The organism is Flavobacterium cheonhonense, assembly GCF_035671315.1.
GTDB classification, from domain to species: Bacteria; Bacteroidota; Bacteroidia; order Flavobacteriales; family Flavobacteriaceae; genus Flavobacterium; species Flavobacterium cheonhonense.
This window is the reverse complement of record NZ_JAXAVY010000001.1, coordinates 437,324-452,307: the sequence shown is the minus strand read 5'-3', so window position 1 is coordinate 452,307 and position 14,984 is coordinate 437,324. Positions and strand designations below refer to the sequence as shown.

The window sequence follows — 14,984 nt, the reverse complement described above, 5'->3', positions numbered from 1 at the left end:
TAACTTTACTCCAAAAATTACTGCTATGAAAAGAATCCTACTATTCATCTTATTCTTGAATTGTGCTTTGCTCCCGGCACAAAACAGAATCGCGCAACAAGTGTCTGAGTTGCAAAAACGCGGTGCCGACTTTAAACCGTTTACAGTTTTACAAACTAAAACGAACCAACAAGACGCCCAAGTCAGTCAAGTGGTGAACGACGCGACTTTAGCTACAGTTGATTTGTCTAAAGTGAATGAAATTGCCCAAAACCAATACGAAGCGCTAAAGCTTCAAATTCCTTATCAAGGACAAAACATCGAAGTTTTGTTGTACAAGGTCACTCTTTTTACAGAAGATTTTAGTTTGGATACCGATAAGGCAAAAAACGTGTTTTATCAAAAAGGCGCTTACTATCGCGGGATTGTAAATGGCGATGTGAATTCGGTGGCTTCTTTTAATTTCTTTAATGGCGAATTCAACGGTATTCTTTCCGGGGAATCATGGGGAAATTTGGTAGTGGGTAAATTACAACAACCCAACAATCAAATCGATTATATAGTATATTCTGATGCCAAAATGAAAGTGGCCAACGATTGGGATTGTTATACCAAAGAAGAAGGTTACGAAATCTCACAATCAGATAACATTACAGGCAGAGAAACCAATACCGTAAAATGTGTTACCTTTTATTTTGAGGTCGATTTTAATTTGTACACCCAAAACGGCAGTAATGTGACCACGGCTACCAATTGGATGACTTCGGTGTACAATAATGTACAAACACTGTTTACCAATGATGGTATCACCACGGCCTTGAAATCGGTTTTTGTATGGACGACTGCCGATCCTTATGTGAGTATGCCATCGGGTTCAACCTCCGGAGATTATTTGGGGACTTTTGCGCAAAACAGACCGGTTTTTAATGGCGATGTTGGGATGTTAGTAGGCATAGATCCGGGAGGATTAGGCGGAGTAGCCTATCTGAATTCTATCTGCGGACAATCTAATTATGCGTATTCAGACGTCAATTTTAATTATTCAGCAGTGCCTACTTATTCTTGGACAGTACAAGTGATTACCCACGAATTCGGACATTCCTTAGGTTCGCCACATACGCACGGTTGTGCTTGGAACGGCAACAATACAGCCATTGACGGTTGCGGTCAACAAGCCGGTTACAGTGAGGGAACCTGCGCTCAAGGGCCTATTCCGTCTACCACTGTAAAAGGAACGATTATGAGTTATTGCCATTTGATTTCAGGTGTCGGCATCAACCTAGCCAACGGATTCGGGCCGCAGCCTTCCGCATTAATAGCAAGTACAGTAGACGCCAAAAGTTGTTTGAGTACCGATTGTATCAACACTTGTATTAATACTGTTGTTGAAATTCAGATTAACAATATTACCCAAACCTCTGCAGTTATCACATGGAATGATTTGGATCCAACGAGAACAACTTGGCAAATTTCTGTAACGTCCATTACAGCTGCTTCGTCTTGGCAAACGGTTACCGGAAATTCCTATACTGTGACTAACCTATTGCCTAACCGCTATTATGAAGTGCGATTGAGACCAATTTGTACCGCTATAACACCAACGTTTGAGAAGAAAATATTTGCTACTGAAGGCAACTATTGCGGCGGCATGGTATTTACGGATTCGGGCGGAGCATCAGGACAGCATACAAACATGGAGTCATTTGTTAGAACCATGATTCCTAACCAACCGAACCAAGCGTTGATGGCAACCTTTACCAGTTTTGAATTGGAGTTGGATTACGATTATTTGTATATCTATGACGGACCGGATACTACTTATCCTGAATTTTTAGCCGGAGGTTATACCGGAACCAATTCACCGGGCACTGTAGTTTCTACCGCAGCGGATGGTTCTTTAACTTTCCGATTCTATTCGGATCAATACGTAACGGCTCCGGGTTGGATAGCCAATATTTCCTGTATCCAATCGTTAGGTGTGGCAGGGAATGATTTTATAGATTACAGTTATTATCCGAATCCAACCAATGGCATTGTGTCTATTAAATCGAAAGATGCTATTCAAGAAGTTATGGTATACAATGTTCAAGGACAATTGTTGTTACAACAAAAAGGCAACGAGTTGGCTACGGAAGTCGATTTGTCTACTTTCTCTAAAGGCACGTATTTCTTCAAGTTGAAGATTAACGATAGAGAAACCAATTTCAAGATTTTGAAGATGTAGGTTGAGAGTGAACCATATAAGGTCATATAAACAGAAGGCGTTCACTATTAGTGAACGCCTTCTTTACTTCTGTTTTATTATTATGAATGTAACGAATTATTGAGCCATCAATTCCATGAACTCCAGTGCTCGGGATATGGATTTAACATTGTCAAATGTCAGCAACAATCGCAAACCGTTTTTGGTTTCTTTCTCTTTCATTTTACAGAGGTTTCCATGCAGTTGTACAAATCGCAATACTTTTGAAAATTGTCTTGAATTGTAATAATCCGATTGTTGGTCGGAGACAAAATAGCCAATCAACTTGCCTTGTTTCATCACAATCTTTTCAATACCCATGTGCGTGGCAATCCATTTGATGCGAATGCTGTTCAACAAAGCCTTAGCTTCTTTTGGTAATGGACCAAATCGGTCGATGAGCTTAGTTTCAAAAGCCTGCAGTTCTTCCTCGGTTTTAAGGTTACCCAATTCGTTGTACAAATTCAAACGTTCTGAAATATTATTGATGTACTCATCAGGGAACAACAACTCGAAATCGGTGTCAATTTGCAACTCTTTGACGTATTCTTTGGTGTCGATATCGCTCTCGGATTCGTATAATTCTTTGAATTCGTTTTCTTTTAATTCTTCTATGGCTTCGTTCATGATTTTTTGGTAAGTTTCGAAACCAATTTCATTGATAAAACCGCTTTGTTCGCCGCCCAATAAATCGCCGGCGCCGCGAATCTCCAAATCTTTCATTGCAATGTTAAAACCGCTGCCCAATTCGCTGAACTGCTCCAAGGCCTGTATGCGTTTGCGCGCATCTTCTGTCATGGCGGAATAAGGCGGACAAATGAAATAACAAAACGCTTTTTTATTGCTTCGGCCTACGCGACCACGCATTTGATGCAAGTCGGATAACCCGAAGTTGTTGGCGTTGTTGATGAAAATCGTATTCGCGTTCGGCACATCCAAACCACTTTCAATAATGGTTGTCGCTACTAAAACATCAAAATCACCATTCATAAAGCCAAGCATCAGTTCTTCTAATTTGCTGCCTTCCATTTGACCGTGGCCTATGCCTACGCGTGCATCGGGTACGAGTCGCTGAATCATGCCGGCTATTTCTTTGATATTTTCAATGCGGTTGTTGATGAAAAACACTTGACCGTTGCGTTGGATTTCATACGAAATGGCATCGCGAATCAACTCTTCGTTGAAGCCAACTACTTGCGATTCGATAGGATAACGATTTGGCGGCGGTGTAGTGATTACGGATAAATCGCGCGCTGCCATCAACGAAAATTGTAATGTTCTCGGGATAGGCGTTGCCGTTAAGGTTAAGGTATCTACGTTGGCCGCTATGGTTTTGAGTTTGTCTTTTACGTTTACGCCGAACTTTTGCTCTTCATCTACAATCAGCAAACCCAAATCTTTGAATTGGACGTTTTTGTTCACCAATTGGTGCGTTCCGATGATGATATCCAATTTACCCGAAGCCAAATCTTCCAGGGTTTGGGCTTTTTGTTTGGCCGTTCGGAAACGGTTGAGGTAACCAATTTTGACCGGCATGTCTTTCAAACGTTCGCTGAATGTTCGGTAATGTTGGTACGCTAAAATGGTAGTTGGCACCAAAACGGCGACTTGCTTGCTGTTGTCGACAGCTTTAAAAGCAGCACGAATGGCGACTTCCGTTTTCCCAAAACCTACGTCGCCACAAACCAATCGGTCCATCGGACGGTCTTTTTCCATGTCGGCTTTGACGTCTTGGGTAGCCGTAATTTGGTCCGGTGTATCTTCGTAAATAAACGAACTTTCTAATTCTTTTTGCAAATAACTGTCGGGCGCAAAAGCAAATCCTTTTTCCAAGCGGCGTTTAGCATACAACTGAATTAAGTTGAACGCAATGTGTTTGACACGCGCTTTGGTTTTTTGCTTTAAGGCTTTCCAAGCGTTTGAACCGAGTTTGTATATCTTGGGTGGCGTGCCGTCTTTGCCGTTGTATTTCGAAATTTTATGGAGCGAGTGGATGCTAACGTAAACAATATCATTGTCGGCATATACTAGTTTGATAGCTTCTTGGGTTTTGCCTTCGACTTGTATTTTTTGCAAACCGCCAAACTTCCCGATACCGTGATCGATATGCGTCACATAATCGCCTACGGACAACGAATTCAGTTCTTTTAAGGTAATGGTTTGCTTTTTGGAATAGCCGTTTTTGATGCTGAATTTGTGGTAGCGTTCAAAAATTTGATGATCGGTATAGCAAGCCACTTGGTTTTCCTCGTCGATGAATCCTTGGTATAACGAAGCTACCACCGTATGGTATTGCTTGCGGATGTCTTCGTGATTCTCTTCATCTATCGATTCAAAAATATCGTGGAAACGGTTGGCCTGCGCTTCATTGGCACAATATAAATAATTGGTATAACCGTGGAAATGGTTATCGCTTAAATTGTTGAGCAACAAATCGAATTGTTTGTTGAACGACGGTTGCGGCTGAATGTGAAACTCGAACGTTTTGGTGGTTTTAAACAGCGGTTTGTTCGATAATTCGATTAGGGAAAAATCCAATGCCTTGCGTAAAAAGCCTTCTTGATTTAGGAACAAATGTTCCGGCGATGCGTGTTTGACGTCTTTAGAAAGTTTGTCGAAAGTCTCGATGGCTTTCCCGAAAAGTTTGTCGAGTTGCGAAGTCAGAAACTCAGTTTTTTCAATGCACAACACTGTTTTATCACTGATGTATTCCAAGAAACTTTCGCGGTTTTCTTGGATGAATTTATTTTCTAAATTCGGAATGATGGTAATCTTGTTTTGCTTTTCCACCGAGAGTTGGCTTTCCACATCGAAGGTTCGGATGCTGTCGACTTCATTGCCGAAAAACTCAATGCGATACGGATTGTCATTGGAAAATGAAAACACATCTAAAATGCCGCCACGAACAGAAAACTCGCCCGGTTCGGTGATAAAATCCACGCGCTTGAATTCGTATTCAAACAATACTTCGTTGATGAAATCGATGGAAACATTATCGCCTACCGCTACTTTCAACGTGTTTTTGTCGAGTTCTTTTCGCGTCACCACTTTTTCAAAAAGCGCTTCGGGATAGGTGACAATGACGGCCGGTTTTTTGCGCGAATTGATGCGGTTGAGCACCTCGGAGCGCAGCAAAACATTGGCGTTGTCGGTTTCTTCAATTTGGTACGGACGGCGGTAGGAACTTGGGTAAAACAGTACGTCATTGGCGCCTATCATTTGTTCCAAATCGTTCAAATAATAAGCGGCTTCTTCCTTTTCGTTAAAGATGAGTAGATATGGCTTTTCACTGTTTTTGAAGAGCGAATAAAAAACAAAAGAAAAAGACGAACCCAATAGACCTTTGAGCTGTATTTTGGCTAAAGGCTGTTCTAAATTTTCCGCAATTTGCTTGACTTTCGGCGAATGCAGGTAACGGTTGTATAAAGCGTTTTGACTCAAAACTTAGGGTAAAGATTTTACTTTAGGTGAACTGGGAATGGCTCTGGTGGTATCGAGCATTTGCAGCATGTCGCTTTCGCCTTCCTCCATTTTAATCTGACTTTTACGGGTAATTTCTTCTAGTTGAAATTGTAAAGCATTCACTTCGGTATTGATGCTTGGAATTAATTCCACAATTTTTTGATCCGGGATTTGTTGCAGGTTGATGTATAAGTTCACCGCATTGATTTTGGTGGTAATGGCGGCAATTCGGCTTTTTACTTCCGGTGTGTTGTAAGCCATCGGGATATTGTTGTTAAGCTCTAAAGCCCTTTTGGATAAGGTTTTGGCTTTTTGTTTGAAAGCACCGATACTGCTTTTTGGTTTTTGCCCTAACTCGGTTAAAAACATACGCCATTCCGCCCAATTGCTGGTTAACGAACCGGCTGTTTGGGTAACGGTTTGCGCATTAAAACGCCATCCCTGATTGATGCTGTTGAAAATAGCTTCTTGTTTTTTAGCTTCTTTTTCTTGTTCTAAGATTCGGATTTTCGGGTCTTCTTGACAAGACACGAGCGTTAGCGTACTCACGAAGCAAAACAAAAGCAGAGAGCGCATTGCAAAACGCAACAAATTGATTTTCATTGACCTTACTTTTTTACATCACAAAGGTACAAAGGTAAAAGGAAACATGGTAAAGATGTAGTTAAAGCAAAGGTAATTTTTTAAGACTTTTCCATTTACGAAAACGTTATATTTGTAGCAATACTCGTATGGTCTTTTCCGATGGCGAGTTTTTGCTTAAAACACACAACATGAATACAAAAATTTTAATCATTGGTGCCTGTGGTCAGATTGGGACCGAACTTACCAAAAAACTCAGAAGTATTTACGGCGTTGATAATGTAGTGGCTTCCGATATCAGAAAGCTGAATATTGACATTGTTAACGAAGGGATTTTTGAAGTAGTCAATGCTTTAGATTACAATCAGATTGAGCATTTAATCGAGCAATACCACATTACCGATGTGTATTTGATGGCGGCGTTACTATCAGCAACTGCCGAAAAAAATCCCGCTTTTGCTTGGGATTTGAACATGAATTCGCTTTTCCACGTATTGAATTTGGCCAAAGCCGGTAAAATCAAAAAGATATTCTGGCCTTCGAGTATAGCGGTTTTCGGACCTACAACACCGCGCATCAATACCCCTCAATATACTATTATGGAGCCGACCACTGTGTACGGCATCAGCAAGCAAACCGGCGAGCGTTGGTGTGAATATTACCATAATATTTATGGCGTTGATGTGCGCAGTATTCGTTATCCGGGCTTGATCAGTTGGTCAACAGAACCGGGCGGCGGTACAACCGATTATGCCGTTGATATCTACCACAAAGCTTTGAAAGACAGCAAATACGAATGTTTCCTATCCGAAGATACTGCCTTGCCGATGATGTATATGGACGATGCCATACGCGCTACGGTTGAAATCATGCAAGCACCGGCTGAAAGTGTTAAAATTCGTTCGTCTTACAATCTGGCAGGCGTGAGTTTTACGCCGAAAGAAATTGCGGCTGAAATTAAAAACCACATACCGGATTTTACCATTTCCTATAAACCCGATTACCGTCAGAAGATTGCCGACAGTTGGCCGGCTTCTATAGACGACAGTTGTGCGCAACAGGATTGGCAATGGAAGCACCAATACGATTTGGCTTCGATGACGGTTGAAATGTTAGATAACCTAAAATAAAAAAACGCTACTCTTACGGGTAGCGTTTTTCGTTGCATGGAGTGGTATTTGAGGTTTTACTGAACAATAGGATCGCGCAAAGATTCTAAAACCGCTACGATATCGGTGTACAATTCGGTGTTAGCCGCTACACCGTTTTGCTGGGCAGCTGCGCCAACATAGCCTACGAATTTAGTATAGTCGGCATTGGTAGAAGTGGTTCCCATTCTTGGATTCAACGACGGATTGTGTGCCGTTACCATATCCAAACCGGAATAGGTGTTTACTGCATTCGTTCCGCCGGTATTGAACGAGAAGAAATCGGTTAAGTTATCCACCAAGATGGCTAAGTTGGTCGTGTTTCCGGCACCTACTTCACCTAAAATCGGAGCAAAGTGTGCGCCTAAATTTCCTGAAGCATTGGCTTGCACATCGGCTACAATTAAACCTACCGTAGTGTTCACTACTTTGCGGTAACTTAAACGACCTTGTTCAATCATTTGTCCCGGATTGTCGGGATCGGCAACCATAGTAGTACCACCTAATCTTTCATAGATAGAAGGCGCTGGAGCGGGTGAATCATCGTCTTTACTGCAAGAAGTAAAGGCTACAGCTCCGAAGGCTAAGGCCAATAAGGCCCAATTTGAAAACTTTTTCATAACGTTATATTTAGAGGATTAATTAAAGATTCCTTGGATGAATTGGCTGAATTTATATTTATAACTGTCTTTTTTCATCACCGGGCAAACTTGCTTTTGGGCTAAATTGGCTGGAAGCAAAAAGCGTTCGGCTTTGTAGTTGCCTTTGGTCATCAGTTCGTCGTAGATTTTTTTAGAATCGGCGATGTTGTTGTCGTGGAAATACACCACTACGTTTCGCTTAACGATGATCTCGCTTTTCACGCCCTTGATTTCGTGTAGCTTCTTTTGAATATCGATACTACTAATTGAATCAAAGGGTTTGTCAAAGTCGATGCGGCTGATTTGAATGTTGGCATTTTCTACCGGTTTGATGCTGGCAATGTGGTAAACCAAAATACCGAAAAGCATTAGGGCTATCCCCAACAGACTCAGCACTACTTTTTTTACAGTTTGGTTGATTTTCATGTCGATTTGTTGTTGTGGTTTTAAGCATTTACGAGAACCAAGACGATTTGGTTTTTAAATGGCTAAAAAATCGAAAAGCGCTATCTGAATTCAAACAGCGCTTTTCTTTAAACAAAAACAAAACTAACCTAATGCCTTGGGACTATTGTGTAAGAATGAGTAGCGTTAAGCGGGAGCAAAAAGGGCAAAGCCATAAGCCAACACAACCAGCAACACCAATACAATAATCAGAATGCGGCCGAGCCAGTTGGGTGTTTTTTTGAGGAGTTCCATAGGTAAAAGCATTCGTTTCTTTTTTCATGTACGAAAAAAGAAAGCCTATGGATTTTGGAAAGAAAAAATCAGTTCTTTTTTTCTTTCAAAGTGATGATGAGTTGGTTTTCCAGCGGCGACTTGATTTCGACTACTTTGTCAACGTTGTCATTCGGCACCGTCATTGAAAGCACGTAGTGTTTGATTTTCCATTGGCCGTTCCTAAAAACCAATACGCCTGAACCGCGACAAATTTTCATTTGAGTATCTAATAACTCGTCAAACCAAACGGTTTTTTGGTCTTCGCTAACGTAAATATTGCGTTCCAAAGCTTTAAAGTTCCAAGCTTTTCCGCGGTCGAAATACGGTTTCGCGAAAGCCTGAAAAGCCTTTTTGTTCCAGTTTTCCGTGGCATCGGTCCCTATAAAAATACCGTCATCTGCGATGGCCTCAAAATAATTTTGAAAGTTCGCTTCGGCGGCCGCTTTGTGCCAATTGTCTAATATGACTTCGATTTTTTTCTTGACATCGGCAGGAGTTTCGGTTTTTGAACTTTGCCCAAACGCAACCAGACTAATGAGTAATAGTAGCCCTAAACAGTATCTTTTCATAGTGTTACAATGTGGATTCGACAAGTAAATATAAGCGTTCCATTAGTTAGTAGCGATTAGTTTTTGTATTTTTATGAAAAATAATTTTGCCCCGTATGAAAAAAAGAGAGTGGTTTATCGGGCTGGTCTTGCTGGTGTTGCTCGGATTTTCTCTGACGAGTTGGTATTGTGCCCATAAAGAAGCGGCAGATAAAACCGATGCGATAACGGAGCGTAAATTTCACTTTGAAGAAGTTTCCTTGTCGTTTGACAGCACTGCCGTTACTGCTTTTTACGCCAAGTACCCGAAGCTGGTTTTGTACCAAAAGCAAGCGGTTGATTTGTACCGCAAAAACCAATTTACCTATCTGTGGTACGACAAAAAAGGGCGCAAAGAAACGGCAGAAGTCATCTACAACAAAATGAATAATTTGGTTGAAGAAGGCGTTCAGGCGAAAGTGCCTTACAAGGAAATTTTAGATGGGATATTTCCCAAAACCAACACCAAACCCAATGTTGAGGTAGAATTGTTCCTGACCAACTACTATTTTTATTACACCAATAAAGTACTGCAAGGGATAGACAATACCAAAGTGGAAGAGTTGGGTTGGTATTTACCGCGAAAGAAATTGTCTTACGGCCAGTATCTGGATTCTTTGTTGATAGATCCTAAACTGATAGACAACAATGCCAAGTTAATAGGACAATATTACAAGCTGAAAGACGTTTTACAGCGCTACAGAACAATCGAAAAAAACGGCGGTTGGGAGACCATAGTCACGCCTGCCGACTTCAAGCAATTGAAGCCCGGAGATAGTTCGGATTTGGTGGTTCAAATCAGAAAAAGATTGTTTTTAACCAATGATATTGCGGTAGATTCTAAGCGTGCTGTTTATGACGAATCGCTGCAAGAAGCCATTTTGAAGTACAAAAAGCGCAATGGTTTTTCGGAAGACAAAATCATCCTGCCGAAACATATTTCGGAAATGAATGTGTCCATCAGTGACCGCATCAAAACGATTATGGTGAACATGGAACGCTGCCGTTGGATATCGACCGATTTGACCAAGGCAAAGGCATTTATCGTAGTGAATATTCCGTCTTATCGTCTGACTTTTTTTAAAGACGGAAAAGCCGCTTTGGTCTCCAATGTAGTAGTAGGAACGGCGCTCAATGAAACCGTAATTTTCAGCGGGATGATGAGTTATGTGGTATTTAGTCCGTATTGGAATGTGCCGAAAAGCATTCGTGATAAAGAGATTCTTCCGGCCATCAAGAAGAACAAGGATTATTTAGCCAAACACAATATGGAATGGAACGGCAACAACATCCGTCAGAAACCCGGACCGAATAATTCGTTGGGTTTGGTTAAGTTTTTATTTCCCAATTCCAATAATATTTATTTGCACGACACACCGGCTAAGAATTTGTTCAGTCAGGAAAAAAGAGCCTTTAGTCATGGTTGTATTCGAGTACAAAAACCAAAGGAATTGGCCCAATTGATTTTGCAAGACGATCCGAATTGGAATCCCGAAAAAATAGACGCAGCCATGAACGGCGGCAAAGAAAAATGGTACACCTTAAAAAATAAAATCCCGGTGTACATAGGTTACTTTACCGCTTGGGTTGACGATGATGGGTTGGTGAATTTCCACAAAGACATTTACGGGCGTGATAATGCGTTGGCCAATTTGTTGTTGGAGGAGTAAGGGAAAAGTTAAGAGGGATAAGGGAAAAGTAAAATATATTCAATCCGAGGATTGATACCCGCAACCCACAACCTTAAACCCGCAACTTAACTTAAAACTTTTCCCCGTGCTGTGACAAGTCTAATCCCATATTTTCCGATTCTTCCGACACTCGGATTGGAATTAGGGCATTGGTAATTTTGAACAGTAAATAGGCGCCGCCAAAAGTAACTACAGAGACCAGAACTAAGGCCATCATATGGTGACCGAAAACACTCCAGCCTCCATATAACAAACTCGCATTTTCTCCTTTGGCAAAAATGGCTGTAAGGATCATTCCCATAATACCGCCTACACCATGACAAGCGAATACGTCGAGGGTGTCGTCAATTTGTTTTAGTTTTTTCCAGTACATCATTTTATTGGAGACAATGGCGCCTATGAATCCGAAAAAGATACTTTGCGGAATGCTTACATAACCGGCAGAAGGCGTAATGACTACCAATCCTACTACCGCACCGATACAAGCGCCTAAAGCAGACACTTTACGGCCGTTCATTCGGTCGAAAAATACCCAAGTCAACATAGCAGAAGCGGAGCAAATGGTGGTGGTCGCAAAAGCCATAGCGGCAGTCGCATTAGCTGCTAAGGCCGAACCCGCATTGAATCCGAACCAACCAAACCACAACATACCGGTGCCTAACAATACAAACGGGATGTTGGTGGGAATGTGTTCGCTGTTTTTTCTTTTTCCCAAGACTAAAACACCGGCCAAGGCCGCAAAACCGGCACTCATGTGAACGACCGTTCCTCCTGCAAAATCCTTTACACCGAAATAGCTGCCCAAGAGACCGTTGGGATGCCAAATCATGTGGCATAAAGGCGCGTAAATACAAAGGGTGAACAAACAAATAAAGAGCAAAAAGGAAATGAAACGGATGCGTTCGGCAAGGGCGCCGGTGATGATGGCCGGGGTGATAACCGCAAACTTCATTTGGAATAAAGCAAATAAAATAAAAGGGATAGAGGAAGCCATACTGCTGTGCGGATTCATGGCCACATGGCTAAAGAAAGCAAACTCGAACGGATTGCCGATAATGCCGTAATGAGTGCCGTTGATGGTTGGGCCAATGGGGCTTCCGAACGACATGGAAAAAGCCACAACCACCCAAAGCAGGCTAACCACGCCTAAACAGATGAAGCTTTTGAGCATGGTGGAAATCACATTTTTTTTGCCCACCATACCGCCATAGAAAAAAGACAGCCCCGGCGTCATTAACAACACCAAGCACGAAGCCGTTAACAACCAAGCCACATCGGCATAATTAATAGTATCGACGGCATTAAAGGTTTTGAGATTGTCGGTAGCTTTTTCGGGCCAAAATAAACCGGCAAATGCTACTGCTGAAACCAGCAAAAAGGCAAAAATCCAACGCTTTTCTATTTTCATAATTTCTTTATTAACCCATTTTAATTTAGGGTAAAATTATAAAAGTTAGTTTAAAAATAATATATAACACTATAAAAAATAGGGGTATTGTTAAATTTTTGTATTTAATATAATATTTCAACCCTAAAAACCGCTATTATTTTAATAGTTGAATTTTTTGGACTTAAAATTGAAAAACCTTCAAGTAAAATGAGGTGAATACCCATTCAAATTTCGAGAGTATCACAAACAATCATTCGTCTACAGTTAAAGTCATTTGGTCTAACTAAAAATGCAGTTGGGCGAATTTATATTCTAAAATCAAGTATTCTTGGTAACATTGTGACTAACAAAAAAACACAAACTAGGAATTATATTTTATGAATCAAGATGTACTCATCATAGCATCGTCTAAAATAGTTCCAACAGTTGGTCGGTTTTTCTTTCATACCGGAAACCGACCAACAATTGTTTGTAAACAAATTATTCATCATAACCGGAGTGAGACCTACATTAAGTCTCATAACACTTTCCCCACAAATACCAACCAAGTGTTAACCAGCACTTCTGCGCCTATACCAGTTAATACCAATACCACAATTCATTCCCCGACCTTATTTAATTCCTCCTTCATATTTCATTCCCTTCTTGAAGGAGGAAAGGTCAAAAACATTAACCTAGGCAGAAGTGCTACTCATTCCGGACGTTGTATCTTGTTGAAAACAACAATGAGTACTTTAAAAATGGTAAGTTAAACCATTAACCAAAGTCACGGGTTAGTGATGATTTTTAGTAGAGTAATGTGATTTTTTTAGTTAGGTCCCCGCAATATTTATTGGGCGTTGCGGGGACTATTTTTTTACGGTTGTTTTTTGAATTGCTTTTAAGTCGGCACTCTTAAGGTTTGCTGCTGCAGCGGTGTAACCCAAGTAAATGATTTCTCCGGTTTGGGCGTTGGTCACGGTTACAAATTTCTCGCTAGGGGTTTTTATGTACAACAAGTAATAAAACGGGGCAGTACTGTTTACAATTTTCTCATTGAGTTCAGCTATGGAGAGCACTTTATAGGCTAAGGTATAGCCATCGAAGATTTCTTTTTCGGGGTATTTTTTGCTTTCGTCGTCGGAGTTTTTGCCGAATTTGGTCAGCACATAATCGGGGACAAACAAGGTGCTTCCGGCCATTTTTTGGAGTTCGGTGGTGTTGGCGATTTCGGTTTTGGCACTGCATTCATTGCCTTTTTCCAATAAAGTACAAAGTTGTTGCAGGTAGTTGCTTAGCACACCGGCGCCCCAGTTTTTAAAGTGTCCGGCGGCGTCATATTCCATTTTATACATGGCGCTCGGATTGTTTTGCGCATAGTAATCGGCGAAGAGTTCTACAGTGGCCACTACTATTTTATCGGCTTGATTGAAATGTCTTCTTTTCTTGGGGTCGTAGGTGAATTTTCCGTTGGTGGTCCACAGTTCCAAATACATGCGGGTTTCGGTGGATGCCAAAGTACTGTTGGAGGTAGTCATGTTAGCACCCAGGGTGACAAAGCTGTTGTTGGGGGCGATGTTTTTTTCTACGTCGGTATATTTAATACATTCTACTTTACTGAGTGACCACGCTTTTTTAATAGCTGCTACATACATCGCTGCCGCAGGCGAGGCCGGATCTTTCATGGCGAAGTAGGTAGTGCCTTGTTTGATTTTGGCGATTTCGGCGGTGTTGGTGAGGGTGATTTGGGAGAAAGTAAGCCAAGGCAACAAGCTGAAAGGCAAGACACTGTATATTGGGCATTTTGATTTCATGGGGTAAGGGATTGGTTTAGTGAGGTAAAGTTAACAGAAAAACATTTTTTATAGTATCCCTAAAGGGATTTTGTGTGCTTAGGACCGTCGTTACCGGAATGGCATCCCTAATGGGATGGTAATCTTGAGAGGACGGATTATGATTCTATGTGGTTTGATGAGGTCTTGTAATGGCACACTGATATCACTGATGAGACTGATTATCACAGATTTCTTTGAAGCATTTTATAGTTTTGAGATTGGCTATAATTTGAAAAATGGCACACTGAGGTCACGGATGAGAACGATTATCACTGATTTTTTTGAAGTATTTTATGGTTTTGAGGTTAGCTATAATTTGAAAAATGTTACACTCATATCAAGGATGAGACTGATTGTTGCGGATTTTTTGGTTTTGGAGTTTGGCGTGTAGGATTGGGTATTGACAGTAAATAGGTAAGAACAATGAAATTCCATCGTAGGTTAACTTTCGAGAAAAGGTTAGATAAATCCCGTTAGGGATTTACTGTTGGTAAAGCAGCTATGGTCTATGAACCATATAATCCCGTTAGGGATTAAATGTTTACTATTTTTCTACTACTCGAAAGGATTGACTTCGCCGAATTGAATTCGCGGAGAAACGAGAGGCAAACTGTCACCATTCATGGCTCATCTATAAGGGAGATACGGCGGACCTATATAGGAGGTATATAGGAGAAGACAGTACAAAGTACGAGGTACGAAGTGGGAAGTATGAAGTGGATGTTTTA

General features: G+C 41.1%; 10 protein-coding genes. 3 read left to right on the top strand and 7 right to left on the bottom strand.

The features are described from left to right. Positions 1-25: 25 nt before the first annotated feature. Positions 26-2,203: a M12 family metallo-peptidase gene (locus SK086_RS01920; RefSeq protein WP_324689369.1), complete on the top strand. Its 2,178-nt coding sequence runs from the start codon at positions 26-28 to the stop codon at positions 2,201-2,203. A 96-nt stretch (positions 2,204-2,299) separates the two neighbouring features. Here the strand turns inward: SK086_RS01920 and mfd are convergent, their stop codons facing one another. Beyond that, a complete protein-coding gene (gene mfd, locus SK086_RS01915) occupies positions 2,300-5,662 on the bottom strand; it encodes a transcription-repair coupling factor (protein WP_324689368.1) in 3,363 nt (1,120 codons plus the stop codon). Positions 5,663-5,665: 3 nt separating this feature from the next. After that, on the bottom strand, positions 5,666-6,286 hold the full coding sequence (locus SK086_RS01910) for a hypothetical protein (protein WP_324689367.1): 621 nt from the start codon (positions 6,284-6,286) through the stop codon (positions 5,666-5,668). Positions 6,287-6,456: 170 nt separating this feature from the next. Here SK086_RS01910 and SK086_RS01905 point away from each other — a divergent pair, with 170 nt between their 5' ends. Further along, on the top strand, positions 6,457-7,395 hold the full coding sequence (locus SK086_RS01905; protein ID WP_324689366.1) for an L-threonine 3-dehydrogenase: 939 nt from the start codon (positions 6,457-6,459) through the stop codon (positions 7,393-7,395). Between the two features lie 56 nt (positions 7,396-7,451). Here the strand turns inward: SK086_RS01905 and SK086_RS01900 are convergent, their stop codons facing one another. From SK086_RS01900 to SK086_RS01890, 3 genes are all read right to left on the bottom strand, one after another. Continuing rightward, complete coding sequence (locus SK086_RS01900; RefSeq protein WP_324689365.1) at positions 7,452-8,033, bottom strand: globin family protein; 582 nt, start codon at positions 8,031-8,033, stop codon at positions 7,452-7,454. An 18-nt stretch (positions 8,034-8,051) separates the two neighbouring features. After that, positions 8,052-8,480, bottom strand: coding sequence for a hypothetical protein (locus tag SK086_RS01895; RefSeq protein WP_290874636.1), 429 nt, complete (start codon positions 8,478-8,480; stop codon positions 8,052-8,054). Between the two features lie 341 nt (positions 8,481-8,821). Beyond that, entirely contained in the window at positions 8,822-9,343 is a 522-nt protein-coding gene (locus SK086_RS01890; RefSeq protein ID WP_290874639.1) for a nuclear transport factor 2 family protein, read from the bottom strand. A gap of 95 nt (positions 9,344-9,438) precedes the next feature. Here SK086_RS01890 and SK086_RS01885 point away from each other — a divergent pair, with 95 nt between their 5' ends. Next, the gene (locus SK086_RS01885; protein ID WP_324689364.1) at positions 9,439-11,031 is read left to right on the top strand and encodes a L,D-transpeptidase family protein; all 1,593 of its coding nucleotides are present in this window, start codon (positions 9,439-9,441) and stop codon (positions 11,029-11,031) included. Positions 11,032-11,122: 91 nt separating this feature from the next. Here the strand turns inward: SK086_RS01885 and SK086_RS01880 are convergent, their stop codons facing one another. Both SK086_RS01880 and SK086_RS01875 read right to left on the bottom strand, forming a co-directional pair. Further along, the gene (locus SK086_RS01880; protein ID WP_324689363.1) at positions 11,123-12,460 is read right to left on the bottom strand and encodes an ammonium transporter; all 1,338 of its coding nucleotides are present in this window, start codon (positions 12,458-12,460) and stop codon (positions 11,123-11,125) included. Positions 12,461-13,290: 830 nt separating this feature from the next. Beyond that, positions 13,291-14,235: a hypothetical protein gene (locus SK086_RS01875; protein ID WP_324689362.1), complete on the bottom strand. Its 945-nt coding sequence runs from the start codon at positions 14,233-14,235 to the stop codon at positions 13,291-13,293. Between the last annotated feature and the right edge of the window lie 749 nt (positions 14,236-14,984).

Excerpts from the sequence above, each read along its gene's own strand:
- SK086_RS01910 (WP_324689367.1), bottom strand. The coding sequence starts at position 6,286 with ATGAAAATCAATTTGTTGCGTTTTGCAATGCGCTCTCTGCTTTTGTTT.
- SK086_RS01895 (WP_290874636.1), bottom strand. The coding sequence starts at position 8,480 with ATGAAAATCAACCAAACTGTAAAAAAAGTAGTGCTGAGTCTGTTGGGG.
- SK086_RS01885 (WP_324689364.1), top strand. The coding sequence starts at position 9,439 with ATGAAAAAAAGAGAGTGGTTTATCGGGCTGGTCTTGCTGGTGTTGCTC.
- SK086_RS01890 (WP_290874639.1), bottom strand. The coding sequence starts at position 9,343 with ATGAAAAGATACTGTTTAGGGCTACTATTACTCATTAGTCTGGTTGCG.
- SK086_RS01880 (WP_324689363.1), bottom strand. The coding sequence starts at position 12,460 with ATGAAAATAGAAAAGCGTTGGATTTTTGCCTTTTTGCTGGTTTCAGCA.
- SK086_RS01905 (WP_324689366.1), top strand. The coding sequence starts at position 6,457 with ATGAATACAAAAATTTTAATCATTGGTGCCTGTGGTCAGATTGGGACC.
- SK086_RS01875 (WP_324689362.1), bottom strand. The coding sequence starts at position 14,235 with ATGAAATCAAAATGCCCAATATACAGTGTCTTGCCTTTCAGCTTGTTG.
- SK086_RS01900 (WP_324689365.1), bottom strand. The coding sequence starts at position 8,033 with ATGAAAAAGTTTTCAAATTGGGCCTTATTGGCCTTAGCCTTCGGAGCT.
- SK086_RS01920 (WP_324689369.1), top strand. The coding sequence starts at position 26 with ATGAAAAGAATCCTACTATTCATCTTATTCTTGAATTGTGCTTTGCTC.